We start from the raw sequence: 19,332 nt of genomic DNA, 5'->3' as shown, positions 1-19,332 counted from the left end.
GGCCCTCTGATCCATGACCCCACGCGTAGTCGCTAGCGAGTAGGCCACATCCACCACGGACAACCCAGGACGATCCTCCACAAACGCCCGCAACCGTAGAGCCTGCGCCCGAACCGCCTCCGAGTTCTTGCCCGACAGCACCCACGGCACCACACCGGAGACATTCGGTGCCTCCGCCGCAAGGCTGTTAGGAGCCTGCTCCAGGATGACGTGTGCGTTGGTGCCACTGATCCCGAACGACGACACACCAGCCCGACGCGGACGACCGTTGGTGTCCCAAACACGCGACTCGGTCAGCAGCTCGACATTGCCCTCAGACCAATCCACATGCGGCGTCGGCTCATCGACATGCAACGTCTGAGGCAACACACCATGCCGCATCGCCTGCACCATCTTGATCACACCAGCAACACCAGCAGCCGCCTGCGTATGACCAAGATTCGACTTGACCGACCCCAACCACAACGGCTCTCCGCCGCGCTCCTGACCGTAAGTCGCCAACAAAGCCTGCGCCTCAATCGGATCACCCAGCGTCGTGCCCGTGCCATGCGCCTCCACAACATCGACTTCAGACGCGGCCACACCGGCATTGGCCAAGGCCTGACGAATCACCCGCTGCTGCGACGGACCATTCGGCGCCGTCAAACCATTCGACGCACCATCCTGATTGATCGCAGAACCCCGTACCACCGCAAGAATCGGGTGCCCCAGTCGCTGAGCATCGGACAACCGCTCCACCAGCAGCATGCCGACACCCTCACCCCAACCAGTCCCATCCGCCGCAGCCGCGAACGGCTTGCACCGACCGTCAACGGACAACCCACGCTGACGGCTGAAGTCAATGAAGGTCTCCGGGGTCGCCATGACCGTCACACCACCGGCCAACGCCAAACTGCACTCACCACTGCGCAGAGATTGGATCGCCCAATGCAACGCCACCAACGACGACGAACACGCCGTGTCCACCGTCACCGCAGGACCCTCGAAGCCGAACGTGTAGGAAACACGGCCGGAAGCGATGCTGCCGCCGGTCCCCATGAATCCTTCGACCTGCTCGACCGAGTTCTCCACAACCGAGGCATAGTCGTGATACATCACCCCAGCAAAAACACCAGTCCTACTACCCCGCACCAACCGCGGATCAATCCCAGCGCTCTCAAAAGCCTCCCACGACGCCTCCAACAACAACCGATGCTGCGGATCCATCGCCACCGCCTCACGCGGCGAAATCCCAAAAAACCCCGGATCAAAATCAGCAACACCATCCAGGAAACCACCAAAACGCGTGTACGTCGTGCCTACGTGATCGGGGTCGGCGTCGTAGAGCGCTTCGAGGTCCCAGCCGCGGTTGTCCGGGAACGACGAGATCGCGTCTCGCCCTTCCGTGAGGAGCTCCCAGAGGTCCTGCGGGGACGTGACACCGCCTGGGTAGCGGCAGGCCATACCCACGATCGCGACCGGCTCGTCAACAACCGAACCCACAACCGGTTGACCCACCTCAACAACACCACCGGTCAACTCCTCAACCAACCACCCCGCCAACACCTCAGGACTCGGATAATCAAAAACCACCGTCGCAGGCAACCGAACACCCACCACCGCCGCCAAACGATTACGCAACTCCAACGACATCAACGAATCAAAACCACACTCACCAAACGCACGCCCCGCAACCACATCCCCACCACCACCAAAACCCAACACCGCAGCCGTCTCCGCACACACCACCTCCAACACCAACGCACGCACACCCACCACATCCAAACCAACCAAACGCGCCGCAAAGTCGGTGTCAGAGTGCCGAGCACGACCACGACGAACGGAAGGTCGCACCAAACCGCGCAGCAGAGCGAGAACTTCTCCGGACTCGGCCACGAATCCGGCTGGATCCAGATGAGTCGGCACCCACACCCCACCGGCACTGGTCAGCTCAAAGAGAGCCATACCTTCTTCATCTGTCAGCGCACGTCCAGTACGGGTGAGACGCCGCAGGTCTCCTTCGTTGAGCGTGTCGCCCATGCCGCGCTGCCACAGACCCCACGCCAACGACGCCGCAGGCAGGCCCCGCCCGATCCGGTAAGCCGCGAGAGCATCCAAGTACGAGTTCGCCGCCGCGTAGTTCGCCTGCCCAGCATTGCCGAACACACCCGCAGCCGACGAGAACAACACAAACCGCGACAACCCCAAGTCCAGAGTGGCCTCGTGCAGGTTCCACGCAGCGTCGGCCTTCGGCGCCAGAACCGCCTCGATTTGCTGCGGAGTGAGAGACTCCACTACGCCGTCATCCAGCACACCAGCCGCATGAACCACCGACGTGACCGGCAAACCCGCAGGCGCCAGGCCCAACACCACATCGACCTGCGCACGGTCAGCCAGATCCGCCGCAGCTACCACCACCTGCGCACCACGCCCGCGAACCCACTCAACCAACTCAGTCATCCCCGGCGCGTCACCGCCCCGACGGCTGACCAACACCAGACCAGGCACACCCTGCTCCACCAGATGGCGAACCACCACACCACCCAGCGCACCCGACGCACCCGTCACCAGAACAGAACCCTCGCCCCAGCCACCGCCCGCGCTCGCGGATACAGAATTCAGGCGAGCTGAATACAGAACACCACCACGCAAGGCAAGTTGCGGTTCGCCAGTGGCAAGGACTTCCGAGAGGTCGATGTTGTCGAGAGCGTCTGTGGTGTCGGTGTCCACCAGAACGAACCGGCCCGGGTGCTCCGACTGCGCCGACCGCACCAAACCCCACACACCAGACCCAGCCAGATCCACAACCTGATCACCCTCCAGCGCAGCAACCGAACCACAAGTCGCCACCACCAACACACCCTCACCAGAACGCAACCACTCCTGCACCCGTTCCAATGCCCAGACCGTACGAACCCGCACGTCGGAATCACCGGTCGCACGCAACAACGTGCCAACGGCATACCCGGCAGACACCACGGACACCGGCGACCACTGAACAGCGAAGAGTGACTCGGTGCGTGCTGCGGCCTGTAGGGAGGCGGTATCGAGCGTACGCGTGGCCAACGAATCCACCGTGACGATCGGAGCACCCGTGGAATCTGCCAGCATGATCGACCCATCAGCACTCAGCCGCACCCGAGCATGAGTCGAGCCGATCGCGTGGACGGCAACACCCGACCACACAAACGGCAACGAAGGCCCCTCAACCTCATCGGAAGACCGCACCACCAACGAATGCAACGCAGCATCCAACAAAACCGGATGAACCCCAAAACCCTCCACATCACTGAAATCCTCAAGCGCGACCTCGGCGAACACATCCCCACCACGACGCCACACCGCCCGAACACCCTGAAACACCGGCCCATACGCCAACCCACCCACAGCAAGGCCCTCGTAGAAACCATCCAACGACACCGACTCGGCACCGGCAGGCGGCCACTCCACCAGCCCCTCAACGCCAGCGGCACCACTGGCCAGTGTGCCGGTGGCGTGGTGGACCCACTCCTGCTGAACACTGTCCTCCGGCCGGGAGTACACATCGACACCGCGACGACCAGCCTGGTCAGGCTCACCGACGATGACCTGCAAGTGCACCGCACCGGAGTCAGAGAGAGCAAGCGGGGCCTGCAAAGTCAACTCCTCGACCAGGTCACACCCGACCTCGTCGCCAGCCCGCACCGCCATCTCAACAAACGCGGTCCCGGGCAACAACACAACACCAGCAACCACATGATCAGAAAGCCACGACTGCTCACGCAACGAAACCCGACCCGACAACACAACCCGCTCCGAGTCCGCCGACACCACCACCGCACCCAACAACGGATGCTCAACCGCACCAAGCCCTGCGGTCGCCACATTGGCAACGGACGGAACTGGGTTGTCCAGCCAGAGGTGCTGCCGCTGAAAGGCGTAAGTCGGCAATTCAACCCGGGACGGCGTGTAAGGCGCGAAGAAGGACGCCCAGTCCACGGCAACGCCATGGGTGTGCAAACGTGCCAACGCCCGCACAAGCTCGACCTCGGTGTCACGGTCACGACGCAAGGTCGGGATGAAGACCACGTCGTCGGGGCCCATGGTTGACAGCACCGCGTCCGGCCCGATCTCCAGAACCGTACCCACACCCGCAGTAAGAGTCGCGATGGCATCCGCGAACCGAACCGGCTCACGAACCTGCCGAACCCAGTACTCGGGGTCACTCCACTCGTCTGTGACCGCCGCACCTGTAACAGTCGAAACCCCGCTGAGACTCGGTGTCCCGAACTCGATACCCGAAATCGCCTCAGCGAAGTCCGCCAGCATCGGCTCCATCAACGCCGAATGGAACGCATGACTGACCCGCAACTTGCGAGTCTTCACACCTTGATCCGCCAGAGCACCGGCAACCCGGTCCACAACAGACTCAAGACCGGACAACACAACCGAGGCCGGGCCGTTCACCGCAGCGATCGACACACCATCCACCAACAGCGGAGCCACGGCGTCCTCGCTGGCGGCCACAGCAACCATCGCACCGCCCTCAGGCAGGGCCTGCATCAACCGAGCACGCGCAGACACCAACACACACGCGTCCTCAAGCGACAACACCCCAGCCACATGAGCAGCCGAGATCTCACCAACCGAATGACCCGCAACAGCCTCAGTCTTCAAACCCCAGGCCTGCAACTGCCGCCACAGAGCCACCTCGATCATGAACAGCACCCGCTGCGCAGTCCCGGTCGGGTCAACCACCGCATCCGGGTCAGTCACCACCGACGGCTCGAGGCCCATCAGTACGCAGATCTCGTCCACGGCCTTCGTGAACACCTCGAGCCGGCCATACAACCCAGCGGCCATCCCAGCCCACTGCGCACCCTGACCCGTGAACACCACACCAACTCGACCAGACCCACCAACCACGTCGGCCGTGCCCAACCCGGCCAAGAGTTCATCCCTCGACGAACCCACCACAGCGGCACGATGGCCAAACGCGGATCGACTGGTCAGCAGCGAATAAGCCACATCCACCGCAGACAGCTCAGGACGATCCCCCACAAAGGACCTAAGCCGCTCAGCCTGAGCCCGGACAGCCTCCGGACTCCTACCCGACAAAACCCACGGCACAACCCCAGCAGCAACCGACGGCTCCACCACCGGAACATCCGGCGCCTGCTCCAGAATCACATGAGCATTCGTGCCACTGATCCCAAACGACGACACACCAGCCCGCCGCGGACGCTCAGCAGGCTCCCAAACACGCGACTCGGTCAGCAGCTCGACCGCACCAGCCGACCAGTCCACGTGCGGAGTCGGCTCAGCCACGTGCAACGTCCGCGGCAACACACCGTGCCGCATCGCCAGCACCATCTTGATCACACCAGCCACACCAGCAGCCGCCTGCGTATGACCAAGATTCGACTTGACCGACCCCAACCACAACGGCTCAGTACGATCCCGGCCATAGGTGGCCAACAACGCCTGCGCCTCGATCGGATCACCCAGCGTCGTGCCCGTGCCATGCGCCTCCACAACATCGACATCCGAGGCAGAGACACCCGCGTTCGCCAAGGCCTGACGAATAACCCGCTGCTGCGAAGGACCATTCGGCGCCGTGAGTCCGCTCGAAGCGCCGTCCTGGTTGATCGCCGAACCCCGCACCACCGCCAAAACCGGATGCCCCAACCGCTGAGCATCGGACAACCGCTCCACCAGCAGCATGCCGACACCTTCGGCCCAGCCGGTGCCGTCGGCAGTGCTGGAGAAAGCCTTACAGCGGCCGTCGGCGGACAGGCCGCGCTGGCTGCTGAACTCGATGAACGTGTCCGGGGTGGACATGACCGTCACGCCACCGGCCAGTGCCATGGTGCATTCGCCCTGGCGCAGGGACTGGATCGCCCAGTGCAACGCCACCAACGACGACGAACACGCCGTGTCCACCGTCACCGCAGGACCCTCGAAGCCGAACGTGTAGGCCACGCGGCCGGAGGCGATGCTGCCGGAGCTGCCGTTGCCGAGGTAGCCGTCCATGTCGTCGGGCACGTCGTGGATGCGGGCCGCGTAGTCGTGGTACATCACGCCCGCGAACACGCCGGTCCGGCTGCCGCGGGCGGTGTGCGGGTCGATTCCGGCGCTCTCGAAGGCTTCCCATGAGGTCTCCAGCAGCAGCCGCTGCTGCGGGTCCATCGCGAGGGCCTCGCGCGGGCTGATGCCGAAGAACTCCCGGTCGAATTCGGCGGCGTCGTGCAGGAAGCCGCCCTCGCGGGTGTACGAGGTTCCGGGATGGCCGGGTTCCGGGTGGTAGAGGTTCTCCAGGTCCCAGCCGCGGTTCACCGGGAATTCGGTGACGGCGTCGGTACCCGCGGTGACGAGGTCCCACAGCTGGTGCGGGCCGGTCACGCCACCGGGGAACCGGCAGGCCATTCCGACGATCGCGATCGGCTCGGAGCCCTTGTCCTCCAGTTCACGCAACCGCTTGCGCGTCTCCCGCAGGTCGGCGGTTGTCCGCTTGAGGTAGTCGAGAAGCTTCTGCTCGTTCCCCACCGAAACTGTCACCCCAGACGGTATAGCGATCCGAATATCCCCACAGAACGGAAAAACCCGACATTCGTCCACGCGTTTCACGGCAGCGGGTACCGCGAAGACATTTCGCCCCAGTTAAAACAAATCAGCAGACAATGCGGGAATTTCAGTGTCACGCTACGTTTGCCGCCTGGACGCGCCAACCCCTAGCTCGAAGCTAAGGGGCCTAGGGGTGAGCACCGTGACCTGGAGGAACAGCTGCGGGCTCGCCGGCGACGACCGTCCACTTAGGGGTTGTCGCCCGTACCGCCGCCAGGGCATGTTCGTTTCGTCGGTCGCGGCCCGGCTGGATGATCGGCGTCTTCGCACGCCGCTACTCCAGACGGGACGCGTCTGGGATGATTTACCGTGATCGGGCTGTTTACGTGCGGGAAGGGCTCGCGGCAACTGCGTCCAGCCGAGGGGGACGACTCATGATCAGGGTGCTCATCGCCGACGACCAGGCAATGGTCCGCGGCGCGCTGGCAGCCATGTTGGGTCTCGAGTCGGACATCGAGGTGGTCGCCCAGGTCGGCACCGGGGACGAGGCGCTGGATGCGGCGATCAGGCTCAGGCCTGACGTCGCGCTGCTCGACATCCAGATGCCGAACAAGGACGGGTTGGAGGTCGCCGCCGAGCTGCGTGAAGCCGTGCCGTCGTGCCGTGTGGTCATTTGCACCACGTACGGCAGGCCCGGTTACGTCAGCAGGGCGATGGCCGCGGGCGCGGCGGGTTTCATCGTCAAGGACTCACCGCCCGAGCAGCTGGCCAACTCCGTGCGGCGGGTGCACGCGGGCACGCACGTGGTGGATCCCGCGTTGGCGACGGAGTCGTTGACGCTCGGGGTGAATCCGCTCAGTGAACGCGAACGCGAGGTGCTCAGGAGAGCGGGCAGCGGTTCCACGATCGCGACGCTCGCCGCCGAACTGCACCTGTCGAGCGGGACTGTGCGCAACTACCTCTCGGACGCGATGGGCAAGACCAACGCCAGCACTCGCGCCGAGGCCGCCCGGATCGCGGAGGAACGCGGCTGGCTCTGAGCCGCCGGACCCGCCATCCAGGCGATATGACATTTGTCGTACGGATGTCACGACGGATCACAGATGTGTACGTGGCGCTCAAACGCCATGCTGGGGATCGATTGAGCCAGTGCGATGACGATGAGGTGCGTGGACCATGGCAGAGGCCGCAGCTGAGGCGAGCCGGTTCGGGTCGTTGCTGGATTCGCTGCGCCCGCTGCTGCTGGACGTGGGCGTACCGCTGATCCTGTTCTACGGGCTGCACTCGGGTTTCGGTGTCGACGACCTGTGGTCGCTCGCCGCCGGTGGGATCTTCTGCGCCCTGCGGGTGCTGTGGTCGTGGGTACGGGCGCGCTCGCTGGAGTCGCTGGCTCTGCTGGTGCTGATCGTGAGCGTGGTCGGGATCGCGCTGTCGTTCGTGTCCGGTTCGGCGCGGTTCCTCATCGCGAAGGACTCGCTGGGCACCGGCATCGTCGGTCTGGTCGCGTTCTTCTCGGTGTTCTCGTCGAAGCCGATGATGACCCAGGGCCTGAAGCCGTTCTACACGCGCGGCAAGCCCGAGCGGGTCGCCGCGTGGGACCGCCTTTCCGCGGCGGGCAGGCTGCTGCGGCTGGAACGCCGGTGCGCGGCGATCTGGGGTGGTCTGCTCGTTCTGGAAGCCGTCGCCCGCATCATCCTGGCCTTCATCATCCCGGTCGACACGATGGTCTGGCTCTCGACCGTCATCCTGATCACCGCATTGAGCTGGGCGGGCATCCTCACCGGGATCCTCACCCAGTCGGCCGAGGCGCTCATCAACGAGGACGTCGCCAGCCGCGCGCGGCCTGGCACGGACTCGACGCCGACCGCGGCGCAGTCGCAGGCCGCCCTCTGACGAACCAGCACGCTTCACTGGGAGAAAGCATGACCGGAACCGACGGCCCCATTGTGCTGGCCGAAGGCCTGCGGAAACGTTTCGGCAAGAAGGAAGCCCTGCGGGGGTTCGACCTCAGCATCGCGCGGGGCACCGTCTGCGGCCTGCTCGGCCCGAACGGCGCGGGCAAGACGACAGCGATCCGCGTCCTGGCCACCCTGCTGGCCCCGGACTCGGGCCGGGCGGAGATCGCCGGGTACGACGTCGTCAAGGAGGCGGGCAAGGCGCGGCACATGATCGGCATGGCCGGTCAGTACGCCGCGCTCGACGAGAAGCTGACCGGCCGGGAGAACCTCGTGCTGTTCGGCCGGTTGTCCCACATCGGGGAAAGCGCGGTCCAGAAACGAGCCGACGCGCTGCTCGAGCGGTTCAACCTGACCGAGGCGGCGCACCGTCTCGTGTCGAACTACTCGGGTGGTATGCGGCGCCGTCTCGACCTGATCACGAGCCTGATCGTCGCCCCGCCGGTGCTGTTCCTCGACGAGCCGACCACCGGTCTGGACCCGTACAGCCGCAACGAGATCTGGGCGACGATCCGGCAGCTGGTCGCCGACGGCACCACCGTGCTGCTGACCACCCAGTACCTGACCGAGGCGGACGAACTCGCCGACGACATCACGGTCGTGGACAACGGCAAGGTGATCGCGTCGGGTCAGCCGGGTGAGCTGAAGGCGGCGATCAGCCGTCGCATCGACGTGGTCGTCGAGCACCAGCGGTTCCTCCCGGAGGCGGCGGCGGTGATGCAGCGGCTGACCGGGGCCTCGGCGTCGATCGCCGCGGAGATCAGGACTGTCAGCGTTTCGGTGGTCGGCGGGCCGAACCTGCCCACCATCGTGCGCGAGCTGGACGCCGCGGGCGTCGTCGCGCAGGACGTCTCACTGCGCGAACCCACTCTGGACGCGGTGCTGCTGCACCTCACCGGACACGGAGACATGGCCGACGAACTCGAACCTGCCGGGAGCGCAGCCGAATGACCACCCTCACACCCGGGAACACGAACAGTCTCCGCTGGACGTTCGTCGACGGATGGACCATCGTCCGCCGCAACCTCGCCCAGCTGCGCCACACCCCCAGTGAGATCATCGGGACGCTGATGTTCCCGATCATCATGATCGTGATCTTCGGGTACATCTTCGGCAGCGCCATCCCCGTGCCCGGCGGCGGCAACTACCGCGAGTACCTGACACCGGGCCTGTTCACGATGATCGCGACGTCCGCGGTCGTGGCGACGCTGCAGAAGGTCGCCGCCGACGGCGACAAGGGCGTGATGGACCGGTTCCGGTCGATGCCGATGGCGCGGCTGGCCATCCCGTTCGGACAGACCGGCGCCGACTTGATCGTTTCCGTGTTCGCGATGATCGCGATGGCGGTGTGCGGGCTGGCCGTCGGCTGGCGTGTCCACAATGGCATTCCGTCGATGCTGGCGGCGTTCGGTCTGCTGCTGCTGTTCGGGTATTCGCTCAACTGGGCTGGGGTGTACCTCGGGTTGCGGGTGCGTAACGAGTCCACCGCGGACAAGCTCGCGCCGCTGTACCTGCCGGTGAGCATGCTGTCCAACACCTTTGTGCCCACCGGCGGGATGCCTGCGTGGATGCGCACGATCGCCGACTGGAACCCGGTGTCCGCGCTGGTCGCGGCCTGCAGGCAGCTGTTCGGGAATCCCGGTGTCGTCCAGTCGACGGCCTGGCCGCTGCAGCACCCGATCCTGGCCACCCTGTGCTGGTCGGCGCTGCTGCTGCTCATCTTCGTCCCCCTGGCCGGACGCCGTTACGGACTCACCGCGCGATGATTTAACGGTGCACTACCGATGGTATTCAGCCGCAGTTGAACACCGACTTTCCACACCGACACGAGAGTGAACGTTTCCCAACAAGCTTAAACCGGATGAACTGGACATCTCGGCCGCGTTTTCTTTACTCGCGCATTACTGTATCGAGACGACATCGAGTTCTTCCGAGGGGAACCAGGATAAACTGGACACGGATGGTCCGAATATCTTTGCAGGGATATGCGCATATGTGACAACGGAGACGCACCACACCCCCCGGCGTCGGATATACTCCGTCCGACCGCTGGTGGGGGTTTGGTTTGCTGGGGGCAACGCTGAAACCACGCCGGGGTTAGACGAGCTTAACTTCACCCTGGGGGGTCTCAAGTTGCTTGCCGAACGACGTGAACAGCTAGCTATTCTCGATGAGATATTCTCGTCGAGTGCCAATGGCCACGGCGCCATGGCAGTCGTCGAAGGACAAATACTGAGCGGAAAGACCGCACTACTCCGGGCAATGGGCCACCAGGTCAAGAACAGGGGTGCCATTCTCCTCACCGCCGCGGGTTCACCCGAAGAGCAGGAGTTGCCCGGTGGTGTGCTGAACCAGCTGCTGAACAGTGCTATTCTCCCGCCCGAAATCGCGGCACGGGCGGACGCGCTGCTCGACGGCCTGACACATCCGGACAATCAAGGAAATCCGGACGGACACGGCGTGGTGCCGGGATTCTTCCACGGCATCCTGCGTGACCTCGCCCGCGAACACTCGGTCGTGGTCGTCGTGGACGACGTCGAGTTCAGCGACGCGCCGTCGCTGCACGCCCTGCGTTATCTGACCAGGCGGCTGCAGGTGGGCCGGCTGATGGTGGTGTTCAGCCAACGACCCACCACGGCGACCCACCAGCTCGCGTTCCACAACGAGATCCTGGGCCGGTCCTACTGCGAATACGTGCCACTGCTCCCCCTGTCCGTGCAGGGGGTCCAGGAGCTGATCAGCGACGGCACCACAGTGGACGAACCACAGGACCTCGCCCGGCGCGTGCACGCCGTCAGCGGCGGCAATCCCCTGCTGGTCCAGGCGCTGCTCAAGGACAACCTCGGCGACGCGGCCGAACCGGCGGCCGAACTGGTCGCCGGAAAGGCGTTCCAGCGCGCGGTCGCGACCTGCTTCCACCGGCTCGGCCAGGACAGCAAACTGCTGGCCCAGGGCATCGCCATGCTGGGTAGGCACGCCACCCCCGAGCTCGCGGAGGACCTGGTCGGGCTGCGCCCGTACGTGATCAACCGGGCGATGGACGGGCTCACCGGGTGCGGCCTGGTCGAGGAGGGCCGGTTCCGCCATCCGCAGGCGCAGGCGGTGGTCCTCGGGACCGTCGGCGCGGAACTGCGTGGCCAGCTGCACCTGCGGGCGGCGCAGCTGCTGCGCCACAGCGGCGCGGAGGCGACGACGATCGCGGCGCAACTGGTCGCCGCCGGGAGCGCTCCCGAATCGTGGTGCGTGTCCACACTGGAGGTGGCCGCCGACCACGCCATCGCGGCGGGCGACGCGAAGCAGGCGGTCAAGTACCTCGACCTGGCCGCGCAGTCCTGCAGCGGCGGGCGGCGCACCACCATCCTCTCGGCACTGGCCAAAGTGGAGTGGCTGATCAACCCGTCGTCCGCGGTGCGGCACGTCGAGCCGCTCTGCGCCGCCGCACAGGACGGCGGGCTCCAGCCGATCGAACTGGCGACCCTCAGCAATCACCTGCTGTGGCTGGGGCGGCTCGACGAACTCGAACAGACCCTGGCAGGTGCCGTCGCGCACGACGAGATGGCCGAACTCCACGCCAGTGAGGAGTTCGCGCCCATCAAACAGTTCTTCTACTACGCCCAGTCGTCGTTGTGGGACGAAGCGCAAGCCACCCCTACGAACGGTGTCCCCGGGCAGGCCGCAGCCCTGTTGTACGACGTGCTGCGCGGGCAGAAGCCGGCCGGGGTCAGCACGTACGCCGACCAGATCCTGCAGAGCAGCAGACTGGGCGACGGCACGATGCCCTCGACGCTGTGCGCGTTGCTCACCCTGATCTACGCCGACCAGACCGAGCGCGCGAACGAGTGGTGCGAGGCCTTGCTGGAGGATTCCGCGGCGCGCGGCCTGACCACGTGGCAGGCGGTGCTGTACGCCCTCTGGGGTGAGATCGCGCTACGCGGCGGCGACTTCCACTCGGCGGAGCAACGCAGCCGCAGCAGTATGGAGATCATGTCCCCCCAGAGCTGGGGCGTGATGATCGGCTTCCCGCTGAGCACCCTCGTGCAGGCACTGACCTCGATGGGCAGGCACAAGGACGCACGGCAGATGTTGAAGACGCCGGTGCCAAGAACGATGTTCCGGACCCGGTTCGGGTTGCACTACCTGCACGCGCGCGGGCAGCACAGCCTGATGAACAAGCGGTTCCACGCCGCGCTCATGGACTTCCAGCGGTGCGGCGACCTGATGTCGGCATGGCGGATGGACATCCCCGGCCTGGTGCCGTGGCGCGTCGGCGCGGCACAGGCCCAACTGCGGCTGGGCAACCGCGTCCAGGCGGAGAAACTGGCGAAGGAACAACTGGCCACGTTCACCGACTCCGGGCAACGAGTGAAGCTGGCGGCCCAGCAGGTGCTCGCGTCGACCGACGCACCCGCGCTCCCGAAGCACACCCCGGGTTTGCGGCCGAACCGGACCGCGGCGGCGCGTCCGTCGAGCACCGCGACGCTCGAAAAGGCGAAGCTGGCCATCGACAAGGGCGGAACCCTGACATCGAGGCCCGTCCTCTCGACGACGGCCACGGGGCAGGCCAGGCCGGTCGGCGGCGGGATGAGTGTGCTGAGCGAAGCCGAACGCCGGGTCGCCGGCCTCGCGGTGCAGGGCGCGACCAACCGGGAGATCAGCCGCAAGCTGTTCGTCACGTTGAGCACAGTCGAACAGCACCTGACCCACATCTACCGCAAGCTCTCCATCGGAGGCCGGTCAGACCTGCCGAGTGTGCTCCTGCAGACCGGGCAAACGGCGGACGAATGCGAGTGCGTCACAGAGGTGGCCGGGCACGACAACCACCACATGGCCGGGTGAACGAACCGATCCAGCCCAGGACCGTGTGCGACGCGACGCGGTCGGTTCGCTGGTTGTCGACGACATCGACCAGCGAACCGACCGCGGAGTCGGTCCCGTACGCCCTAAGGCGGTGGGCTGACCCGCTCAGCCCGCGTCCGCCTCCTGCTGGGGCCCGGACGCACAGGACAACTCGGTTGTGGCGTTGACCCGTCACCTTCCTGCTCGGGATCAGGAGAACTACGGGCCGTTGGCGTTCCACGCCCTTCGTGGACCTTCGTATCTCGTTGTACGCTGGGGGTACCACGGCCCGTCCCGGACTATTCCGTTCCCACCCGATCGAGTGATGGTGTCCGAAGTGGATGGCCGGCGAGGTGGTCCCGTAGACGCGCGTGCCGGAACTGGTACACGCCGCCCGCCTGTCGAAGCACTCCACGGCGGTGTGCGTCCGCGAGAAACGCCATGACCGACCACGGCAGACGTCTGGTCAGCGGAAGCCACAGGCGCGCGATCAACCACGGCCCCCACACCGTGACGAACAGCATCCACAGCAGCGCACCGCCGATCGTGGCGACCAGCCAGTTGATGAGCCACAACCCGTCCTGGTAGACCTGCCCCAGCGGAACTCCGAAGGTCGGTTCGAACGCGAACCCCATCATCAGCCACACCACAGTGGATCCGGCCGCGCCCACCATCATTCCCTGCCGCAGTGCGGTGCCGCGGTCGGTGCGCAGCAACTCGGCGGGGCTGACTGTCTCGGACGGGTCCACCGGCGCGCCCAGCGCCCGGATCACGGTCACGACGACCCACGTTCCCGTGCCCGCGAACAGGCCCGCGCTCAAACCGACCAGTGCGGTCGACGCGGAGTTGTCGACCAACGGCGACATCAGGCCGAACAGCGTTCCGCCGACCGCCCAGACCAACACGTAAGCCAGGTTCCGCCAGGCACGCATCCCGCGCAGGTCGTGCAGCACCCGACTCAGCCGCCCCCGGACACGCAACCGCAGCCGAGCCGGTGACGGCCGAATCCCCCGGCCCAGTCCCACAATCGTTCCGCCGACGATGCCGCAGACGAGGCCACCGCACAGGCTGGCCACGATCCAGGCCGACTGGCCGCTCGCACCCTGCCAATCCCCGAACCAGCCACCCAGGCCGATGCCCACCGTCGCGACAAGGGAGATCATCAGCCCGGCCGTGAAACCGATGGCCAGCCGGGGCACGGCGTGCACCAGTTGCCACCACGCGACGTCGTGGGTCTCGTTTCCGCGCAGGTGCCGAGCCAGGAAACCGAGCCAGCTGCGTGCCTCGTCGGCTGCGAAACCACGCGAGGAACCCGAGTAGACCGCGGGGAGAAACCCCGAGAGCAGGCGGTTCTCGAGGCTGGTCGTGGACCGGTGTGCGAGCAACTCGGCCGGGTCGGCGTTGGTGTCGCTGAAGATCGCACGGGCCAGCGAGACCATCAACGGCGTGGACAGCACGGCGGCCAGCGGCCCGGACCGCGGTGTCTCGTGCAGCCGGTCCAGCACCGGCTGCCATTTGCCGTGTCGTGTACCCGTCTTGCGAGTGGTCAACGGCAGGTACCGAGCGAGGTCCTCGACGGTGAGATCGGCCAGTTGAACCACCGCCGCACCGGTCAGCACGTCGCCGGTCTCGACCGCGGCCGCGTATTCCTCCGGCCTGCTGGTCAGCAAGAACCGGTCGCCTGGCCGTAAACCCGCGTTGATCGCCCGGATCGCCGCGGCGCGCAGGCCCTCGGTGATCTCGTCGAACCCGTCGAGCACGGGCATCACACGCCGCGTGGTCAACAGCGCCGCGGCCAGCGACTCGCCCATCGCGTCCTTGTCGGCCAGCATCGGGTAGGTGACGATCAACTGGTCGACCAGCCACTCCCGCAGGGGACACGCGACGGGATCCCACGACCCCAGCGAGAAGATCACCGGAACCGGCTCGCCGGGGCGCTCGGCGCGGTCCGCCAGGACGGTCAACGCGAACCGGGAGGTCAGAACTGTCTTGCCCGCTCCGGCTCTGCCGAGGACCACGAGCCTGCCGGACGGGATGCGGCGGAAGGTCCCGGCGATGTTCTTGAGCTCGTCGTCCAGGCGGACCGGTTCGTTCAGGTCGAGCGACTCACGGATGTTCTGCCAGTGGTCGGTCAGCTCCTCGGCGGCGTTGCTCCACCTGCACGGCAACGGAAACGGGTCGTGAACGTGCCGGATGAGCTCCTCGGACTCCCACTGGGCGCGCACCGCTATGGCGAGCATGTCGGCCAGTGCGTCCAACTGCTGCGAGGCAGTCGCGCCTTTGCTGTCCGGTTTCGCCTGCCGTGTCGAGGCCACCAGCGACAACACTGTCAGCGGCAGGCTGACGATGGCGACACACATGCTCACGACGCTGGCGATCTTGTCACCGCGTTCCAGATCGCCACTCGCGAGTTGCAGCACCACCCAGACCACGAGCGCGCCGAGAAAGGCGATACCGCTGACGATGCTGATCCGCTGCCATACCGGTGGACGGGTGCGCGACACGCGTCCATGATGCCAAACCGCCGCTTCGGCTGTACTGGGATTTCGCCAGCTCCGACCGGAATTCCGAGTCGGCTCGGTTCGCCTGCGGACGAACAGCGCCGTGATCCGCGAACGCCGGGTACCTCCTCGACGTACCCGGCTGACGCGAACGATGCCCTTGCCACTCCGGGACACGCGGCCGACGGCACACTGGATTTCGCCGGACGCGGGCCACGGAGTGAAGGATCAAGTGATCGACCTTGCCTGAATGCGGTCGATCACGGCGACCGCGAGGCGGCTTTCAGCGTCCCCGCAGTCGCATGTGGACCGTTCAGGTCACTTCTTGCCCAGCACACCACCGTTGGCGCCGACGAGGCCACCAGCGCCGTTGCCGCTCTGGTTGCCCGAGCCGGTGGCGTTGTCCACGGCGTTCTCGGCCGACGACCGCCGGTAGCCTGCGCACATGATTGTTTTTCTGCACGGAGTACCGGAAACCACCGCGATCTGGCGCAAGGTCCAGGCGGCGATCGGCGTCGAGTCCGTCGCGCTGCCGCTGCCCGGCTTCGGCTGCCCGCGACCGGAGGGTTTCACCTCCACCAAGGACGAGTACGTCGAGTGGGTCGCCGCCCAGCTCGACCAGTACGACAGTGTCGACCTCGTCGGCCACGACTGGGGCGCGGGGCTGGTGTACCAGTTGGCGTTGACCCGGCCGTTGCGCTCATGGGTCGCCGACGTCGGCAACATCTTGCACCCCGGCTACGTCTGGCACCCGCTGGCGCAGATCTGGCAGACGCCGGGCAAAGGTGAGGCCACGATCTCGCAGATGCGGGCGACTCCACCTCAGGACGCCGCAACCCGGTACACCACCGAGTTCAACCTGGACATTGTGGACGCACTGGAAATCGTGAACGGCGTGGACGAGGCCATGGGCGCGTCCATCCTGTCGCTGTACCGCTCCGCCACGCCGAACCCGCACGCCAGTTGGGGTCCGCTGAAGCGCACCGAAGCACCCGGCATGGTCCTGCACGCGACCGACGACAGGTTCTCCGACGAGGCCAAGGCACAGGAGGTGGCGACGGCGTTGGGCGCGCGGTACCAGCTGATCGAAGCCAACCACTTCTGGCCGTACCAGGCTCCGGATCAGGCAGCCGCGATCCTCACCGAGTTCTGGGCGTCGACCCGTTAGGAAGGACGGCCCGTCGTCTTGAGGAGCACGCGTGTTCCGGCAGTGCGCCCACAGCGTGGCCCGAGCTCACAGTGGAATGGCGTGCTGTGTGACGTAGTGCCGGATCAGCGCTTCGATCGATCGGCGAAAGGAATCCTGCCTGCTGTCGCTCAGAGTCCCCGCCAGTTGGCCGATCTCGGTCCGGACCGCCTCACGCACCAGGTGCACGACGGCTCGGCCGTCGTCGGTGTCGGTGACGTGGATGGCGCGCCGGTTGCCGGGGACCGCGATCCGTTGCACCAGTCCACGCCGTTCGGCGCGGTCGACCAGGCCGGTGACGCTGGACTTCTCCAGTTCGAGGATGTCGGCCAGCTGTCGCATGCCGATCTCGCGGTCGTCGAGCACGGCGAGCATCCGCAACTGGGTGACCGACAGCCCGCGTTCCCCGGCGAGGCGCCCCAGGATCGCCTGCACGATGAACGACAGCTGCATGAGCCCGTCGATCAGGTTCAGGTCCGACGTCCTGGCGCCTTCGGGTGAGGAAGCGGTCACAGTGATCAGGTTAGCTTGACCGAGTTCGCGACACCAACTATTTTGGTTCGTGACACCAACAGTACGTGCAACCAACCAAGAGGCGGGCATGACGGACAAGAAACGCATCGCGGTCGTCATCGGCAGCACCCGCCCCACCCGCATCTGCGGCGGTGTCGCCGCCTGGGCACGCGACAGCCTGCAAGAGGACAGCGACCTCGACTACGAGCTGATCGACCTCGCCGACATCGCGTTGCCGTTCCTGGACGAACCCCTGAAAGCCGCGTTGGAGCAGTACGAGCATGAACACACCCTGACCTGGAGCAAGCTCGTGCAGAGCTACCACGGATTCTTTTTCGTGTTCCCGCAGTACAACTGGGGTTACCCGGGGGTGCTCAAGAACGCACTGGACTACCTCTACCGGGAATGGCACAACCGCCCCGCGAGCCTGCTCACCTACGGCACCCGTGGCGGCAACAAAGCCGCTGAACAGTTCATCACCGTCCTGCACGGACTGAAGATGCGAGTGCTCGACACCCACGTCGAAGCCGTCATCACCGAACAGGACGTGGACGACGCCTGGCAGCTGCGCGACCTCGAAGGCACCCTGCGCCCGAACCGCGCCCTGCTGCGCAAGATCGACGAAGAGATGACCGAAGCGCTCACTGACAGCCAATGACCGCGCCCTTTTGCGATGAAGTGGGAGAGCAAATCATGACGACACCGTCGCGCCGGGTGGGCTTCATCGGCCTCGGGAAGATGGGCCGCGCCATCGTCGGCCGCCTGCTCGACGCCGGTTACGACGTCACCGTGTGGAGCCGTGGCGCGGGCACAGCGGACGATCTGGTGACGCGGGGCGCGACCCTGGGCGCCACCCCCGAGGACGCGATCGCCACCGGAACCGTCTTCTCCATGCTGAGCAACGAAGAGGCGGTGCGGCAGGTCTTCACCGCCGAGCGGATCCGCTCCGCGCCGGAGGGCTTCGTCCACGTCAACCACGCGACGATCAGCCCGGGTGCCGCCCGCGAATTCGCCGCGACCGGCGGGGGATACCTCAGCGCCCCGGTGGTCGGCCGCCCGGAAGCCGTCGTGGCCGGGAAGCTGGCCGTACTGGTCTCCGGCGACGCGGACGTCCGCGCCGCGACGGCACCGATACTCGCCGCGATCGGCAGGCGGGTGTGGGACTTCGGCGACGCCGTCGACGCCGCGCCGACAGTGAAGGTGTCGGTCAACTACCTGATCATCCACGCGTTGCAGGCACTGTCCGAATCGATCACCCTGCTGCAGCACGCCGACCTGGACGCCGGGCGGTTCGTCGAGATGATCAACGATTCCGTCTTCCCAGGCGCGGTCTACCGAGGCTACGGCGAGGCCATCACCACGGGCACCTACACCCCGCCGGGATTCACCACCACGCTGGGGTTGAAGGACCTGAACCTCGCGTTGGCCGCGGCCGGTGAGCTCGGCGTCGAACTGCCCACCGGACCGGCCCTGCACGACGTGTTCGCCACCGCGGTCGAGCAGGTCGGCGCAGACCTCGACTGGGCGAGCATCGCCGAGGTCACGCGGCGACGATCCGGGGAGTAAGGCCCACGGCCGGACATTAACGCAACGAAAAGTTGCTTTGAGGGTTCCGTCGGCGTAGGAAGGAGGTACAGCCACTTCGGCATCCGTTTGGAGGAGCGATGTCCGCAACCCCAGCAGTCGACGACCACCCGGTCACCAGCGGAGGAATCCCGGTTCCCCGCGAGTACCTGCGACGCTCGGCCGGACACCCCTTCGACCCGGCCCCGGCGTTGGACGAACTCGCCCGCCGGGCGCCGGTCTCGCGCATCACCCT

Annotated in this window: 11 protein-coding genes and 1 pseudogene; 8 read left to right on the top strand and 4 right to left on the bottom strand. The window is 66.1% G+C overall.

Translation table 11 applies throughout. From position 1 onward, the window contains the following. A pseudogene (locus ALI144C_RS04740) lies at positions 1–6,495 on the bottom strand (SDR family NAD(P)-dependent oxidoreductase); the annotation flags it as partial. A 461-nt stretch (positions 6,496–6,956) separates the two neighbouring features. On the opposite strand from ALI144C_RS04740, the gene ALI144C_RS04735 reads away from it, so the two are divergent. The 5 genes from ALI144C_RS04735 to ALI144C_RS04715 all read left to right on the top strand — a co-directional run bounded on the left by ALI144C_RS04735 (position 6,957) and on the right by ALI144C_RS04715 (position 13,313). Continuing rightward, positions 6,957–7,562, top strand: coding sequence for a response regulator transcription factor (locus ALI144C_RS04735; RefSeq protein WP_076985761.1), 606 nt, complete (start codon positions 6,957–6,959; stop codon positions 7,560–7,562). A 136-nt stretch (positions 7,563–7,698) separates the two neighbouring features. After that, a complete protein-coding gene (locus tag ALI144C_RS04730; protein WP_076985760.1) occupies positions 7,699–8,415 on the top strand; it encodes a VC0807 family protein in 717 nt (238 codons plus the stop codon). Positions 8,416–8,444: 29 nt separating this feature from the next. After that, positions 8,445–9,428 carry an ATP-binding cassette domain-containing protein gene (locus ALI144C_RS04725; RefSeq protein ID WP_076985759.1) on the top strand — a complete coding sequence of 328 codons (984 nt, stop codon included), beginning with the start codon at positions 8,445–8,447 and terminating at the stop codon, positions 9,426–9,428. Beyond that, positions 9,425–10,243: an ABC transporter permease gene (locus tag ALI144C_RS04720; RefSeq protein ID WP_076985758.1), complete on the top strand. Its 819-nt coding sequence runs from the start codon at positions 9,425–9,427 to the stop codon at positions 10,241–10,243. The genes ALI144C_RS04725 and ALI144C_RS04720 overlap by 4 nt, the downstream gene beginning before the upstream one ends. Before the next feature lie 229 nt (positions 10,244–10,472). Continuing rightward, entirely contained in the window at positions 10,473–13,313 is a 2,841-nt protein-coding gene (locus tag ALI144C_RS04715) for a helix-turn-helix transcriptional regulator (RefSeq protein WP_083752712.1), read from the top strand. Positions 13,314–13,612: 299 nt separating this feature from the next. Here the strand turns inward: ALI144C_RS04715 and ALI144C_RS04710 are convergent, their stop codons facing one another. Together ALI144C_RS04710 and ALI144C_RS58335 are read right to left on the bottom strand one after the other, a co-directional pair. Continuing rightward, entirely contained in the window at positions 13,613–15,817 is a 2,205-nt protein-coding gene (locus ALI144C_RS04710; protein ID WP_083752711.1) for an NACHT domain-containing protein, read from the bottom strand. Positions 15,818–16,132: 315 nt separating this feature from the next. Next, positions 16,133–16,261 carry a hypothetical protein gene (locus tag ALI144C_RS58335; RefSeq protein ID WP_269086650.1) on the bottom strand — a complete coding sequence of 43 codons (129 nt, stop codon included), beginning with the start codon at positions 16,259–16,261 and terminating at the stop codon, positions 16,133–16,135. Between ALI144C_RS58335 and ALI144C_RS04705 the strand changes: the two genes are divergently transcribed. Then, entirely contained in the window at positions 16,260–16,982 is a 723-nt protein-coding gene (locus ALI144C_RS04705) for an alpha/beta fold hydrolase (protein ID WP_076985756.1), read from the top strand. The genes ALI144C_RS58335 and ALI144C_RS04705 overlap by 2 nt on opposite strands. Before the next feature lie 66 nt (positions 16,983–17,048). Here the strand turns inward: ALI144C_RS04705 and ALI144C_RS04700 are convergent, their stop codons facing one another. Next, on the bottom strand, positions 17,049–17,513 hold the full coding sequence (locus ALI144C_RS04700) for a MarR family winged helix-turn-helix transcriptional regulator (RefSeq protein ID WP_237773982.1): 465 nt from the start codon (positions 17,511–17,513) through the stop codon (positions 17,049–17,051). A gap of 88 nt (positions 17,514–17,601) precedes the next feature. Here ALI144C_RS04700 and ALI144C_RS04695 point away from each other — a divergent pair, with 88 nt between their 5' ends. Together ALI144C_RS04695 and ALI144C_RS04690 are read left to right on the top strand one after the other, a co-directional pair. Beyond that, the gene (locus ALI144C_RS04695; RefSeq protein WP_076985755.1) at positions 17,602–18,171 is read left to right on the top strand and encodes an NADPH-dependent FMN reductase; all 570 of its coding nucleotides are present in this window, start codon (positions 17,602–17,604) and stop codon (positions 18,169–18,171) included. A gap of 35 nt (positions 18,172–18,206) precedes the next feature. Continuing rightward, positions 18,207–19,079: an NAD(P)-dependent oxidoreductase gene (locus ALI144C_RS04690; RefSeq protein ID WP_076985754.1), complete on the top strand. Its 873-nt coding sequence runs from the start codon at positions 18,207–18,209 to the stop codon at positions 19,077–19,079. The last annotated feature ends 253 nt before the right edge of the window (positions 19,080–19,332 follow it).

It is taken from the genome of Actinosynnema sp. ALI-1.44 (genome assembly GCF_001984155.1).
Classification (GTDB): domain Bacteria; phylum Actinomycetota; class Actinomycetes; order Mycobacteriales; family Pseudonocardiaceae; genus Kibdelosporangium.
The sequence above is the reverse complement of the archived record's forward strand: the minus strand, read 5'-3'. Positions and strand labels throughout refer to the sequence as shown.